Raw genomic sequence first — 16,782 nt, 5'->3', positions numbered from 1 at the left:
TAACATGACAAAAAAGAATGCAATTCAGGATATTTATCCGCTGTCTTATATGCAGGAAGGAATGCTTTTTCATTCCCTCCTGCAAAAGGAATCACAGGCTTACGCCGAACAGGCCTCCTTTTCAATCACGGGGAAGGTTGATACCCGCGTGTTTGAAGAGAGCGTCCATGTTCTTTTCGAAAGACATGATATTTTCAGAACGATCTTTATCAGCCAGAACGTGTCCGTTCCGCAGCAGGTCGTATTAAAAGAGCGGAACGTCAGCATCATTGAAGAAAACCTCACCAATTTAAATAAGGCTGATCAAACAAAATATATCGAAGAAGCCAAACGAAGAGACCGTGAGAAAGGATTTCATCTGCAAAAGGACATGCTGATGCGGGTGACGCTGCTGCAAACCGGAGAACGTGAATACACATGCATATGGAGTTTCCATCACATCATTATGGATGGCTGGTGTCTCGGAATCGTGCTGAAAGAGTTCTTCCAGATATACGCCTCGCGGCTCCGCCAAACACCGTTAACGCTTGAGCCCGCTGTGCCGTACAGGACCTATATCAAGTGGCTGATGGAGCAAGATAAAGAAAAAGCCGCTTCGTACTGGGAGCGATACCTTGAAGGCTTTGAGCAGCAGACTGTTCTGCCGAAACAGAAAAAAGCCGGCGGCAGCAGACAGGAGGAAGTGACGTTTTCCTTTTCAAAAGGAGACACAGCCAAGCTGAAAGAGCTGGCCGTGAAAGAAGAGGTCACACTGAGCACCATTTTCCACACGCTCTGGGGCATTTTGCTCCAGGCGTACAATCAGACAGAGGATGCGGTTTTTGGTTCTGTCATCTCAGGAAGGCCGTCTGAAATTGAAGGCATCGAGCGAATGATCGGCCTGTTCATTAACACCGTCCCTGTCCGGATCAGCGGAGCGGACATCCCGTTTCAAAAACTGATCAAAAACGTGCAAAAGGACGTTTTGAAAGGGCAGGCGTACAGCTACCATCCGCTTTATGACATACAAGCGAATTCACAAGTAAAACAAGGCTTAATTGACCATATTCTCGTCTTTGAGAATTATCCGGTTGAACAGGAGCTTGACGTGCTGAACAGCGAGGGGGATACGAAAGATCTTTTCCACATCCATGATTTCAGCATGGAAGACGAAACCAATTACAGTTTTTATCTTATGGTGGCGCCGGGTGACGAGATTCATTTGAAAATGAGATACGATTCAAGCGTGTATGACCGCCAATTTATCGAAAATATCAAAGGTCATTTGACACATATTGTTTCCCAGATTCTCGACAAACCTGATATCACGCCGGATAACCTTGTAATCATAACTCCTGAGGAAAAAGAGCAGCTGCTTGCTCCAATTTCTGAAGAAACCGAAAAGCCTGAATATGACACAATTCATGCGATGTTTGAACGGCAGGCCGCACAAACGCCGGATCAAATCGCGATCAAGTATGAAGGCGAGTCAGTGACGTACAAAGAGCTGAACGAATCGGCTAATAAGCTGGCCCGCCTTCTGCAAAAACGCGGGTTAAAGCGGGGGGAGCCGGTAGGCGTCATGCTCGGCCGTTCCTCTTCTTTAGCGGCGGCCGTTCTCGGTATTTTAAAAGCGGGCGGCGCCTTTGTCCCGATAGATCCCGGCAGTCCAAAGGAGCGTATCCGCTATATCATTGAAAACAGCGGCTGCGTCCATGTTGTAACAGAGCGGCATCAGACAGTTCCCTCGGAACAAACGCTGCAAGTTACATACATAGAAGAAGCCGGGACAGAAGCGGACGGAAGCAATGTGCAATCCATTAATACAGCGGACGATCTGCTTTATATGATTTATACATCCGGAACGACAGGGAAACCGAAGGGTGTGCTGCTCGAACATAAAAATATGGCCAACCTGCTTTCTGACCAATTGACGAACACAGACATTGATTTTTGCACAAATGTGCTGCAGTACGCATCTGTGGCATTTGACGTCTGCTACCAGGAGTTATTTTCAGTACTCTTGAGCGGCGGCACTCTTTGTATCGTGCCGGAATCAATCAAACGAGATGTTTCTCAGCTGTATTCGTTTATCGATCAGCATAAAGCGGAAGTGGTATTTTTCCCGACTGCCTTTGTCAAAATGCTTTTCAATGAAGACGATTATGCACAGTCTTTTCCCCGCTGTGTGAAGCATGTCATTACGGCCGGAGAGCAGCTGACCGTCTCGCGGTTGTTCAGGCAGACGCTCCGTTTACACGGTATGCATTTGCATAATCATTACGGGCCGTCAGAAACCCATGTGGTTTCAACGTATACGATTTCTCCGGGAGATGACATACCTGAACATCCGCCGATCGGGAAACCGATCCATCATAACAAGATGTATATTTTCAGCAAAAACAGACAGCTTCAGCCTCTCGGAATTGCTGGAGAATTGTATATTTCCGGAGCGAATACAGGAAGAGGCTATGTGAACAATCCGGCGCTGACCGAAGAGAAATTTTTGCCGGATCCGTTCAGAAAGGGTGCCGTCATGTACCGGACCGGAGATTTGGCAAGACTGCGTGCGGACGGCCAAATTGAATACATCGGCCGGACAGATGATCAAGTGAAGATCAGAGGGTATCGGATTGAACCGAAAGAAATTGAAACCGTTCTGGCAAATCATCATGCCGTGAAAGAAGCTGCCGTGCTGATTCAAACGAATGAGTCGGGCGAAAATGAATTATGCGCCTACTGCAGCGTCTCACAAGCAACTGATCCTTCTCAGCTGCGGAGCGATTTGGCGAAAGAGCTGCCTGATTATATGATTCCGGTTAAATGGGCTTTTGTTGACGCGATTCCGCTCACTGCAAACGGAAAAGTCGACCAGCGTGCCCTTCCGGAAGCTTCGGGGTACGCCGCAGGCCGTCAATACACGGCTCCCCGGAATGTGACGGAGCTGAAACTGACCCGGATATGGGAAGAAGTGCTTCAGAGCGGCCCGATCGGTGTTCACGATCACTTTTTCGAGCTTGGCGGCCATTCATTAAAGGCGACGGCGCTCGTGGCAAAAATAGCCAAAGAGTGCAGCGTGCAAATTCCGCTGAGCGATGTCTTCAGCCATCCGACCGTAGAAGAACTCGCCAATATCATCAGCGAAGCAGAAGAGAATCCGTTCGCATCTATAGAAAAAACAGAAACGAAAGAAACCTATCCTGTCTCATCCGCCCAAAAACGGATGTACGTCCTTCACCAGCTTGAAAATGGAGGAGTCAGCTATAACATTCCAGCCGTTTTAGATGTGAAGGGGCCGTTTGACCCAAACAGGATAGAAGCCGTGTTCAAGGAACTGATCCGGCGGCATGAACCGCTAAGAACGTCCTTTGAAGAAAAAGACGGCCGGCCGGTGCAGAGGATTCATGACGAGGTGCCCTTTACATTTACACAAGAACAATCAGCTGAAGCGTTTATCCGGCCGTTTGACCTCGGCAAAGCGCCTCTTTTCCGGGCCGGATTTGTCCAAATTGAAAAAGACCGGCACCTGCTTTTAGCTGACATGCATCATATTATTTCAGACGGCGTATCCGTCAACCTTTTGATACGTGAATTCAGTGAACTGTATGCTGGGAGAAGTCTGCCTCCGTTACGGATTCAATACAAAGATTATGCCGTTTGGCAGCAATCATTCATGGCCGGCGCCGCATACAAAAAACAAGAGGAGTACTGGCTGAACCGTCTTGCCGGGGTGCTTCCCGTACTTGAATTGCCGGCTGATAAGCCGCGTCCGCCGGTGCGGAGCTTTTCCGGTGACCGGGTGTCATTTGTCATCAGCGAAAAACATACGGCACAGTTGAAAAAGCTGGCGAAAGAAAACAAATGCACACTTTATATGACACTGCTCGGTGTGTACACCGTTCTGTTAGCCCGTTTAAGCGGACAGGAAGATATGATTGTCGGGTCTCCGATTGCGGGAAGGCCTCATGCCGATCTTGATAGCGTTCTGGGCATGTTTGTCAATACGCTTGCAGTCAGGACGCGCCCCGCAGGAAGCAAGACATTTAAAGATTATTTACAGGAGATTCGTCAAACAGCGCTTGAGGCCTACGAACATCAGGATTATCCGTTGGAGGAACTCGTCGATAAGCTCGGTGTGCCGCGGGATATGTCCCGAAATCCGCTGTTCGATACAACATTTGCGCTGCAGAACATGGAACAGCAAAAGCTTAGGGCAGACGGGCTTGAACTGCAGCCGGCAGACATCAGCCTGCCGATTTCTAAATTTGATATGTCACTGTACATCTCGGAAAATGCTGGTGAATTGTACTGCCAGTTTGAATACAGTACCGATTTGTTTGAGAGAAAAACGATTCAAAAATGGGCGGGATTTTTTGCGACACTTGCCGAAAACGCCGCTGCTGATCCGGGATTGGAATTAGACGATATTTCCGTCTTATCAGAAAAAGAAGAAATGTCCCTGCTTCACGATTTCAGCCCCTTGCAGAAAACAGCGTTTCCGCTTGAGCAGCCTCTTCATGCTCTGCTGGAACAGCGGGCGGAGAAAACGCCGGACCGTCCGGCAATTTTAACTGACGACATTTCGATTACGTATCAAGAGCTGAACGAAAGGGCAAATGAGCTTGCGCACCAGCTGATAAAGCGGGGGATAAGGCTGGAGGATAAAACCGCCATCATGGGCCGGCGTTCTCCTGACATGCTGATCGGCATTTACGCCATCTTAAAAGCAGGCGGTGCATATCTGCCGATTGATCCGGATTACCCGAAAGAGCGGATTCGCTTTTTACTGAAAGACAGCGGCGTAAGGTTTTTACTTGCAGAACCGGAACTTTCGGCCGCAGATCTTTTTGATGGAGAGATCATATCGCTGAAAAGCGGGCAAACAGGAAACCCGGAAGCCGCGGCCAACCCGAATGTTCCCGTAAAACCCGATTCATTGGCTTATATTATCTACACATCCGGTTCTACCGGACGCCCAAAAGGCGTGCAGGTTGAACATCAGTCAGCCGTAAACTTTTTATACTCGCTGCAAACGCGTTATGGATTAAGTGATTCTGACATCATTTTGCATAAAACATCATACTCTTTCGATGCTTCGATTTGGGAGCTGTTTTGGTGGCCGATCGCGGGAGCTTCTGTTTTCCTTCTTCCGCAAGGCGGCGAGAAAGACCCTGAAATAATACTGAACGCACTGGAGAATAACCGCTTAACGGCGGCCCATTTTGTGCCTTCTATGCTTCATGCTTTCTTGGAATATATAAATTCCAGAAAACAGTCCGTCAAAAAGACCAGCTTAAAAAGGGTTTTTGCCGGCGGCGAACAATTGGGCCCGCACCTGGTTTCCCGTTTTTATGACCTTCTGCCGAAAACGGAATTGACAAATTCCTACGGACCGACAGAAGCGACTGTGGAAGCCTCGTACTTTGATTTACGCCGAGGAAGTGAATTTCACAATGTTCCGATCGGCATTCCAGGACATAACATGCGGCTGTATGTTTTAAATCAAAAGAAACGGCTTCTCCCGCCGGGATGTATCGGAGAGCTTTACATCGCGGGGGCAGGGGTGGCCCGGGGCTATTTGAACCGGCCTGAACTGACGGCAGAGCGTTTTCTCGATGATCCGTTTTATCCGGGAGAGCGCATGTATCAGACGGGCGATATCGCACGCTGGACAGAAGACGGGCTAGTCGAATGGCTCGGCCGGTCAGACGGACAGGTGAAAGTCCGCGGCTACCGGATTGAACCGGGAGAAATCGAAGCGGCGATCCGGCGCATTGACGGCATTCGTGAGGCGGCGGTCACTGCCCGGACCGAACACGGCGAGACCGCGCTTTACGCCTATATCGAAGGACGGGAAAGCGATGACGTGCGGACGGAGCTTGCGACACGCCTTCCGGCCTACATGATGCCGGCTCAGCTTATAGAGATGAGCGAGTGGCCGGTCACACCGAGCGGAAAGCTTGACCGCCGCGCGCTGCCGGCTCCTGACGGAGCGGCAGGCAGACAGGCGTACACCGCCCCGCGGAACGTTACGGAAATGAAGCTTTGCGCCCTTTGGGAAGAAGTGCTGAAAAACGGCCCCGTCGGCATCCGGGATCACTTTTTTGAGCGGGGCGGCCATTCGTTAAAAGCGACGGCTCTCGTCTCCCGCATCGCCAAGGAGTTCGGCGTTCAGGTGCCGTTACAGGACATCTTCGCCCGGCCGACGGTGGAAGAGCTCGCTAAGGTCATTCAGGACCTCGAAGAGAGCCCGTATGAAGCGATTCAGCCGGCGAAAACACAGGACACTTATCCGGTGTCTTCAGCGCAGAAACGGATGTATGTGCTCCAGCAGCTTGAAGACGGCGGTATCGGCTACAATATGCCGGCAGTGCTGGAACTGACGGGCCCGCTTGACCGCGGCCGGCTGGAGGAGACGTTCCGGCAGCTTGTGGAGCGGCACGAGTCGCTCAGAACGTCCTTTGAAACGGGGCCTGACGGCGAACCGGTGCAGCGCATCCATGACAGCGTGCCGTTTCAGCTGGATGAGGCTAAGTCAGCAGACGCATTTGTCCGGCCGTTTTGTCTGAATGAAGCGCCGCTCTTCCACGCGGCTCTCGTGAAAGAATCGGACGAACGCCATCTTTTATTAACGGATATGCATCACATTATTTCCGACGGTGTGTCCGTCAACACCTTGATTAAAGAATTCGGCGAGCTGTATGCAGGCCGCTCGCTTGCGCCGATGCGCCTTCAATATAAAGACTATGCCGTCTGGCAGCGGTCGTTTCAGGAGAAGGAAGGATATCAGAAGCAGGAAGCGTATTGGCTGAAGCGGCTGGAAGGTGAGCTTCCGGTGCTTGAGCTTCCGGCTGACAAGCCTCGTCCGGCTGTCAGAAGCTTTGCGGGCGGGAACGTCTCGTGCACGCTTGACGCTGAAACGGCATCCGGCCTTCACCGCATCGCCCGCGATCACGGCTCCACTTTGTATATGGTGCTTCTCGCCGCGTACAATACGCTGCTCGCGCGGTTGAGCGGACAGGAAGATATCATCGTCGGCTCGCCGATTGCCGGGCGCCCGCACAAAGACCTTGAACCGATTCTGGGAATGTTCGTCAATACACTCGCCATCAGAACGGAGCCGAAGGGGGACAAACGGTTTACCGATTATTTGGCGGAAGTCCGTCAGGCCGCACTTGAGGCGTATGAGCATCAGGACTATCCGTTTGAAGAGCTTGTGGAACGGCTCGGCGTGCAGCGGGACATGAGCCGCAATCCACTGTTTGATGCTATGCTTGTCGTACAAAATATGGAGCATGAGGAATTGCTTCTGGACGGTTTGCATATTCAGCCTGCGGACATGTCCCGTCCGGTTTCCAAATTTGATTTCACTTTGCAGGCTTCTGAAGGCGGGGGGACAGATTCATTTTCTGTTTGAATATGCCGCGGCTTTATTCCGAAAAGAAACGATGGAACGCTGGGCTTCCCACTTTTTAACGATGCTTGAACACATTGTCCGTGAACCGGAATCCTCCTTACGGGAGATCAATATGCTGACAGCACCGGAACGAAACCGGATTCTTGCGGATTTTAACGGCATGACGGATAAACAGCTGCCGGAAAAAACAGTTCATGAACTGTTCATGACCCAGGCACAAAAAACACCTGATGCTGCGGCCCTTATCAGCGGGGAAACATTGGTCACATATAAAGATTTAGATGAATGGTCGAATAAAATCGCCAGAGCTCTGCAAAAACGGCAGATCGGACCTGATGCAGCCGTCGGCATTGTGATACCAAGATCGCCGGAACAAATAGCGGCAGTCTTCGGAGTTTGGAAAGCCGGAGGCGCCTACGTCCCGATAGATCCTGAATATCCGGAGGAACGTAAGCAATATATCACCTCAGACAGCGGCGCAGCGATTCTTCTTACCGTACGGGGCGCGATAGATCAAGTGCCTGATCGTTTTAAAGGTGAAGTACTCGCATTGGAAGATATACAGGAACAGGACGCTTCACCGGTTCAGTCACTGTCGGCGCCGGAGGATTTGGCTTACATCATCTATACGTCAGGGACGACAGGCAGGCCGAAAGGGGTTATGGTCGAACATCGATCCGTCAGCCAGACCCTTCAATGGCGGAGCGGATTTTATAATCTGAATGAGAAAGATACGGTTCTTCAGCTCTTTTCATTTTCCTTTGACGGATTTGTAACCAGTATGTTCACACCGCTGATTTCCGGCGCGAAAGTGGCGGTTTTAGCTGAAGACGAAGCGAAAGATATTCTGGCCATTAAACACTATCTCGCTTATTGTCGCATTACTCACATGATTATTGTTCCCGTGCTGTACCGTACACTGCTTGACGTACTGGAGCCGGGAGATGCCGAGTCTCTCCGGATTGTCACATTAGCGGGAGAAGCGGTCGATCAAAATATTATCAGCCGTAGTTTATCGGTTTGTCCTCACACGGAACTTGCCAACGAGTACGGTCCGACGGAAAACAGCGTCGCCACTGCAGCGGCAAGACATATAGAACAAAATGAGGAGATTACGATCGGCCGGCCGATTGATCATTCACACGTTTATATTTTAAACGGGGACCATCTGCAGCCGATCGGTGTAACAGGGGAACTTTGCATCTCAGGTTCCGGCCTTGCAAGAGGGTACCGCAATCTTCCTCAGCAAACGGCTCAAGCCTTTGTCCAAGACCCGTTCCGGAAGAGCCGGCGCATGTACCGCACGGGCGATCTGGCAAAATGGCTGCCGGACGGCACGCTGCAATATATCGGCCGAATGGACGAGCAAGTCAAAATCAGAGGCTACCGGGTGGAGCTGCAAGAAATTGAGGCCGCCTTAACAGGCATAAAAGGTGTCAAAGAAGCCGCCGTCACTGCTCTGCCCGCATCAGCAGGCCAAACGGAATTATGCGCTTATATCGTGACAGAAGAAGGAACAGAAAGCGAAACGGTGAAGCAGGCGCTCAGAAATGAAATGCCCGCTTACATGGTGCCGGCGCTCTTTGAAACACTTGAGGCCCTGCCGGTCACACCGAACGGGAAGCTTGACCGCCGCGCGCTTCCTGAGCCGCGGAAAAAAATGCAAACGGGAGGGGTGTTTACAGAACCTTCCAGCGCCATTGAAAAGGAATTGGCCGCGATTTGGAGCGACGTGCTCGGAACTGAAAACATTGCAGCGGATCAATCATTTTTTGAGCTTGGCGGCGATTCCATCAAAGCCCTGCAAGTCTCGGCCCGATTACACCAGACAGGAAAACAGATCGCTGTAAAAGATATTTTCAGCCGGCCGACAATTAAAGAACTGGCGCCTTATGTCAGAACAGAGCGACAGCCGGTCAGCCAAGCTCCCGCAGAAGGAGAGGTGAAGTGGTCACCTGTTCAAAAATGGTTCTTCGCACAGGACATGAAGGAAGCAAACCATTTTAACCAGTCCGTTATGCTGACGAGAACAAATGCAATTGATGAAGAGGCTTTGAGGAAGACGTTAAAAGCCATTACCGTTCATCATGATGCCTTGCGTCTTGTGTGCAAAAAAGACGGAGAGAAAGGCCTTTTCCTCTTCAACAGACCGGCTGGCCTCCCAGATGAGCAGCTCTACAGCCTGACTATTTTGGAAGCAGCAGGCGATGAGGATGAAAAGGAACGTTTTATAAAACGCCGCGTCGCAGAGCTTCAGAGAAACATGGATTTGGAGAACGGGCCGCTTGTACAGGCGGGGCTGTTCCGCTCTGAAGCAGAAGATTACTTGTTTCTTACCGTCCATCATCTCGCCGTCGACGGGATGTCATGGCGGATTTTATTGGAAGACTTGGCTTCTGCCTATGAGCAAGCCGTCTCCGGAAAAGAAATCAATCTTCCGCCGAAAACCATGTCATTCAAATCATATACGGAGCAGCTGAAGGATTATGCTGAAAGTCGACAGCTGCTTCAGCAGGCGGAGTATTGGCGGGAGATAGAACACTATGAAACAGAAAGTCTCCCTTGCGAGCAGGCAGAACGATCTCAAACTCCTGCGGAAAAACGGAACACGGTATCTTTCACATTGACAGAAAGTGAAACAAATGCGCTGTTGAAAGATGTGCACAGCGCCTACAATACGGATACGCAAGATGTGCTTTTGGCTTCCGCCGTGCTCGCTGTTCAGAAATGGTCGCCGCGGCACGCTTTGAAAATCGCCCTTGAAGGACACGGACGCCAATCGGAGCAGGGCGGTGCGGACATCAGCAGAACGGTGGGGTGGTTCACTTCCATTTATCCGGTGCTTTTTCGGGCGGGAGCTTATGAACCTCTTGAAGAATATGAAATTCGCACATTGAAAACCGTCAAAGACACATTGCGGCGCATTCCGGATAAAGGGAACGGATACGGCGTCCTTAAATATTTGACACCGCCGAAGCTTGCCGGGATGACTTTCGGGAAAGCACCGGAGATCAGCTTTAACTATCTCGGACAATTCGATGCGCCCGGCGGGAATCCGGCAGAAACGGAACAGCCTGACGCGTTTCAATTTTCTCCTTTGGGCAGCGGAGATGATGTGACGGATACATGGAAACGGGAGCAGTCACTTGAAATCAGCGCGATTGCGGCAAAAGGCCGGATGACCGTCAGCATTTCCTATGAAACGGGACGCTTCCGGCAGGATACGATCGAACGGCTGTCCGAAAGCTGCCGGTATTTTCTCCTGAAACTGTCGGAACATTGCCTCAGTAAAACCGATACGGAGAAAACCGTCAGTGACTTTGATGATCGGGAGCTGACCGAGGAAGCATTGCAGGATATTGCCGACTTACTCAGCTTCCACTAAACCGAGCGGGAGGAACACATGGACAAAACGAAAAATATCCAAAATATTTATCCCCTCAGCCGAATGCAGGAAGGAATGCTTTTTCATTCCTTTCTGCAAAAGGAGGGGGCTGCATATATCGAGCAATCCGTCTTCACCATAAAAGGCCGGCTTCGTCCGGAATTGTTTGAGCAAAGCGTACAGTCTGTCATCAGCCGCCACGATATTTTCAGAACGGTATTTTTACCTCATGTCGCTCAGCTGAACGGCCCCCGCCAAGTCGTGCTTCGTGAGCGGGAATTCCGGCTGCACCGCGAAGATCTTACACATTTGGATGAAGCGGGACAAAACAGCTATATACAGCGATTTAAGGAACGTGACCGCTTAAAGGGCTTTGATTTGCAAAAGGATATGCTGATGCGTGTTTCTTTGTTTAAAACAGCTGACGAAGAATATGTATGCGTCTGGAGCCATCATCACATCCTCATGGACGGCTGGTGCCTCGGCATCGTCCTTCAGGAATTTATGCATATATACCGGGCGATTGAATCAGGCTCACCCGTCACCTTGGAGCCCGCTAAGCCGTACAGCACTTATATTACATGGCTGACCGATCAGGACAACGACGCAGCTTCTGAGTATTGGAAAGGATATTTAGCGGGCTTTGAGACCCCATCAGGACTGCCGAAAATATCGGCCCGGCCCCAGGAAAAAGGCTATCACAAGAAAGAGCTGCTGTTTTCTTTAGATCAAAGCCTGACGGACAAGCTGAAAACGACCGCCAAAGAAGAAGGAACAACACTTGCAGTTCTTATGCAGACCGTATGGGGCCTGATGCTGCAGCGCTACAACCGGACGGACGATGCCGTGTTCGGAGCCGTCGTATCAGGGCGTCCTTCTGTCATTGACGGGGTGGAAAGCATGATCGGACTGTTTATCAATACTGTCCCGGTACGCATTAAAACGGGTGATGAAAGCTTTAGAGAACTGCTGGGCCGCTGCCAGAAAGAAATGCTTGATTCAGAGGCGTTCAGTTATCATCCGCTTGCCGACATCCAATCTCAGACTGAGCTGAAACAGGATTTAATCGACCATATTATCGTGTTTGAAAATTATCCGATTCAGCAGCAGATGAAAGACGCGGAAAAGGAATCGGATGCGCCGTTTAGAATCGGGAATGTCAACGTGTCGGAACAATCGGGCTACGACTTTAACCTCATTATAGCGCCCGGCGATGAGCTGCTCATCAAATTCAGCTACAATGCGAACGTTTATGACGAAGTATGGATAGAGAGCGTAAAAGGCCACTTGGAAGAAGCGCTGCGCGGCGCCGCTTTTCATCCCGATGTTCCTGCTGACCGGCTTCCGATGCTCGGACAAAAGGAAAAATCAAGAATCATCGGCGAATTTAATAACACGAAAACAACTTATGAAAGAGACGAAAGCATCATCAGCCTATTCAGCCGTCAGGCGGAGAAAACCCCGGATCATCAGGCGCTTCACGCCGGCGGGCTGACGTTGACGTACCGGGAGCTTGATGAACGGTCAACTGCATTCGCCCGCACCCTGCTGGAAAACGGTTTGGCGCAAAAGGGAATTGCCGGGATTTTAGCCGAACGCTCACCGGAATTTATCATCGCTGTTCTCGCTGTTTTGAAAGCGGGAGGGACGTACCTTCCGCTCGATGCAGATCTGCCTTCCGACAGGATCGACGATATGCTCACTGAGAGCGGGGCACAGCTGTTAACGGTACAAACAGGGATTGAGACTGATATTGACTTTTCTCACATCATCTCTATCCCGGCTGCCGCTGAGAAACAAACCGCTGACGCGGGAAAACTGAATACCGTTACGTCACCTGATGATCTTGCCTATATTATGTATACATCCGGTTCCACAGGAAAACCGAAGGGCGTGATGATTTCCAACCGCAACGTCGTATCGCTCGTGTCAAACAGCAATTACACGTCGGCCGGCACGACGGACCGTCTCATTCTGACAGGGTCCATCGGTTTTGACGCAGTGACGTTTGAAATCTTCGGAGCGCTTTTGAACGGAGCGTGCCTTCATGTAGTTGACCGCACAACAATGCTTGCGCCTGAGAGGTTCGGCCATTATCTTTGTTCCAATCGTATTACGATTCTGTTTTTGACGACGGCGCTCTTTAACCAGTTTGCCCAGGCGGATCCGAAGATGTTTTCCGGATTGCACACCTTATATGTCGGCGGAGAAGCTTTGTCCCCGGCGCTCATCAATAAGGTCAGACACCGCTGTCCGAATCTCAGCCTTTATAACATATACGGACCGACGGAAAATACGACATTTTCCACCTTTTATGAAATCAGGCATGATTTTTCTCAGCCGATCCCAATCGGAAAACCGATCACTAATTCAACCGCGTATATCATTGAGAAAAATGGCGGACTTGCGCCGATCGGCGTGCCCGGTGAGCTTTGTGTCGGCGGTGACGGGGTTGCCAAAGGCTACTTAAACAGGCCTGACTTAACAAGTGAAGCATTTGTCAGCCACCCGATTCATCCTGAAGAAAAGATTTACAAAACAGGCGACTTGGCTTATTGGCTGCCGGATGGAAGCATCGGATACATCAGCCGTATCGACCGTCAATTCAAGATTCGCGGAAAGCGTATCGAGCCGGCCGAAATTGAAGCGCGGCTGACTGAAATTGAGGGAATCAGGGAAGCGGCAGTCATCGTGTCAGACGAAGGACAAGAAGCCATCCTTTGTGCGTATTATACAGGCGCGCATGTTGAAGAAAGAACCATTCGCTCCCTATTGGCAAGGCCGCTTCCCGACTATATGATTCCGCAGTATGTGGTAAAGCTTGACCGTATGCCGCTTACCGCAAACGGCAAAGTGGACCGCCGCAGACTCCCTGCGCCAGAACGGAAAAAGACGTCATCAAAAGCCGTTCCCCCGCGAAACTGGGTAGAGCGTGAGCTGATCGACATTTGGTCGCCGATACTCGGCTGCGGGGAGCTGGGCATACAGGATGACTTTTTTGAGCTTGGCGGGCACTCTTTGAAAGCATTGCAAGTCATTCACCAGCTGAAGACCAGACAGCAGATGGATGTCCCGATTGAAATGATATTTGAATATCCGACAATTGAACAATTGGCTGAAAAGCTGTATTCCAGCAAACTGTCAGAAGCCGCCGAACAGCATATCAGCAGATTGAATCAGCCGAAAGGCCGCAACCTTTTCTGTTTTCCGCCAATCTCAGGTTTCGGTATTTTCTTCAAAGATCTGGCGGCGGCATTAAATGGACGGGCTGCTGTGTACGGCTTTAACTTTATTGAAGAAGACAGCAGAATGGAACAATACATTGATAAAATGCTGGAAATCCAGCCGGAAGGGCCTTATATCCTCTTCGGATATTCAGCGGGCGGCAATACGGCATTCGAGGCGGCAAAAGCAATGGAAAAGCGCGGCTTAGAAATCAGCGACGTCATTATCGCAGACGCGTACAGAAAGCTTGACGCGCTGCCGCCGCAGCCAACAAACGCAACAGCCGAAAATGTCCCGGAAGCCGTCAGGGAAGCGGTCATCAGAAAAACAGAGCGCTATCAAACGTACTGGGCGGAACTGATAAATGACGGCCAAATTGCGGCAAACCTCCATTTTATTGAGGCCGGCATAAAGGAAGAGCACAATGCTGAGCCTGAGCCGAAGAAATGGGAAGGCGCCACAACGGGACTCTATCAGGAATATCAGGGCGAGGGAGCCCATAAAGATATGTTTGAACCCGAGTTTGCACCCAAAAATGCCGAGGTCATACTGGACATCGTTGCAAACAGCGGCAGACGCTTGGAACGGAATATGTAGCATCCGGCAGAATGGTTCAGGATGACAGAGGGCAAGATAGGGGAATCAAACCAGGTTTTTGGAGGCTTTGTCATGACGAACCTATCTTGGCTTACATATGTAATGATCATCCTTGCCAGCTATCGGCTGACCCATTTAATTGTATTTGATAAGATTACCGAATTCATAAGAAAACCCTTTTTAAAGCAAGAAAAAACCATCGACCAAAACGGGCGCGCCGTCCAAAAAAAAGTCCCTTCCTCCGCATTCGGTTATATGCTGCAATGTTATTGGTGTGCGGGTGTCTGGTGCGCCATATTGATCGGCATCTGCTATTTGGTCTGGCCCCGCTATGCACATCCGGTTATTTTCATTTTGTCCATTGCCGGAGCGCAGGCCATTCTTGAAACCTGTGTCGGCGTCGGAACGAAGGTCATTGACGTGCTCGCCGCCATGAAACATAAAAAGTCCTGAAGCGTTTCAACCGCTTTAGGACTTTTTTCTTTTTTTTAGGCTGAGAAGAATAAAGCAGGCTTTTTGATTCACCGCCCGGAATGCTTCGGAATACCGTAAAGCTGAAAGGGGGAAAAAAATGAAAGGCTGCCGTTCCAGCATCATATGGTTTTTGGCCGTTTTACTGACAGCAGGCATCTTTACAGTCTCAGCACCAGCAAAAGCTGGCGGCACTCAGGCGAAGAGGGAAATGAGAGCCGTATGGATCGCGTCTGTCACCAATATCGACTGGCCCTCTAAAAAAGGGCTGTCACCCGATGAGCAAAAAAAAGAATACAGCAAGCTGCTGGATGACGTTCAGGCAATGGGGATGAACGCCGTGATCGTTCAAATTAAACCGACGGCTGATGCTTTTTATCCATCAGATTACGGTCCATGGTCAGAGTATTTGACAGGAACGCAAGGCAAAAATCCGGGCTACGATCCGCTTGCTTTTTTAGTTGAAGAGACACATAAACGGAATCTTGAATTCCACGCTTGGTTCAACCCTTACCGGATCACGATGAATCACACAAATTTGAATGCGCTTTCAGATGATCATCCCGCCCGTTCTCATCCGGACTGGGTCGCCGCATACGGAAATCAGCTGTATTATAATCCGGGCATTCCCGAAGTACGGCAATTTATAACGGATGGGATCAAAGAGGTGGTCAGCCGATATGACATTGATGCGGTTCATATGGATGACTATTTTTACCCTTATAAAATCGCCGGAAAGGAATTTCCCGATCAGGCGGCATACGAACGGTACGGAAAAGCTCACTTTGCATCAGTTGATGACTGGCGCAGGGATAACGTCAACCAGCTTGTAAAAGAGATCAATCAGGCCATTAAACGAGAAAAATCTTATGTCAAATTCGGAATCAGCCCATTCGGCGTATGGAGAAATGCCGCAGATGACCCGACAGGCTCCAAAACGGCCGCCGGAGTGCGGAACTACGATGACTTATACGCTGATACGAGAGAATGGATCCAAAAAGGATATATTGATTACATCGCACCGCAGATTTACTGGAGTATCGGCTTTAAAGCGGCGGCATATGACGTCTTAGCGGATTGGTGGGGCAATGAAGTGAAAAATCGTCCCGTGCATTTATATATCGGGCAGGCAGCTTATAAAATCAACAACAACGCTGATCCGCCTTGGGCCGATCCGGAGGAATACGGAAGACAGATTGCTCTTAACAGGGAATCAGCTTGGATTAAAGGCAGCATGCATTTCAGTTTAAAGGATCTGAACCGTAATCCGCTCGATGTGAAAAACCGCTTGATCAATGACATGTACAGCCGGCCAGCATTAATACCCGAGATGCCTTGGCTCGGACATTCCGCTTTAAAAAAACCGGCTGTCAAACGGGCGGAGAAGAACGCTTCAGGCAATACACTCTTTATCGAAGATGCAAAATCCAACGGTAAAAAAACGGCTTATTACGCCATTTACCGCGCAGAAAAGGGAAAGCAGCCTTATTTAGTTGATACAGTCAGAAAAACAGCACCACGGACGCAGACATTTTCAGATACTGATATCCAGGCGAAAGGCGCCTGCACCTATATCGTTACTTCCGTTGACAGGCTTCACCATGAAAGCCGTCCTTCCGCAAAACGGACGGTTAAATAGCATGTCTAAACAAACTGACAGTTGCCGCGCTGTCAGTTTTTTGCGGCGGATGAGTCCGAATGTTCAGAC

Annotated in this window: 3 protein-coding genes and 1 pseudogene; all 4 read left to right on the top strand. The window is 50.1% G+C overall.

Annotated elements, in window-relative coordinates; genetic code table 11:
- The first annotated feature begins 4 nt into the window (after nucleotides 1–4).
- The 4 genes and pseudogenes from AADZ70_RS05235 (at nucleotide 5) to AADZ70_RS05220 (ending at nucleotide 16,713) form a co-directional block, all read left to right on the top strand.
- Nucleotides 5–10,781 (top strand): annotated as a pseudogene (locus AADZ70_RS05235) (amino acid adenylation domain-containing protein).
- An 18-nt stretch (nucleotides 10,782–10,799) separates the two neighbouring features.
- Entirely contained in the window at nucleotides 10,800–14,603 is a 3,804-nt protein-coding gene (locus AADZ70_RS05230; RefSeq protein WP_342007830.1) for an amino acid adenylation domain-containing protein, read from the top strand.
- 72 nt (nucleotides 14,604–14,675) lie between these two features.
- The gene (locus AADZ70_RS05225) at nucleotides 14,676–15,056 is read left to right on the top strand and encodes a DUF1360 domain-containing protein (protein WP_045927036.1); all 381 of its coding nucleotides are present in this window, start codon (nucleotides 14,676–14,678) and stop codon (nucleotides 15,054–15,056) included.
- A gap of 118 nt (nucleotides 15,057–15,174) precedes the next feature.
- Nucleotides 15,175–16,713 carry a family 10 glycosylhydrolase gene (locus AADZ70_RS05220; protein WP_064778999.1) on the top strand — a complete coding sequence of 513 codons (1,539 nt, stop codon included), beginning with the start codon at nucleotides 15,175–15,177 and terminating at the stop codon, nucleotides 16,711–16,713.
- Nucleotides 16,714–16,782 lie beyond the last annotated feature (69 nt).

The sequence above is a fragment of the Bacillus sp. YBsi01 genome (assembly GCF_038406745.1).
In the GTDB taxonomy this organism is placed as follows: domain Bacteria; phylum Bacillota; class Bacilli; order Bacillales; family Bacillaceae; genus Bacillus; species Bacillus siamensis.
This window is presented reverse-complemented; position numbering and strand designations above follow the sequence as displayed.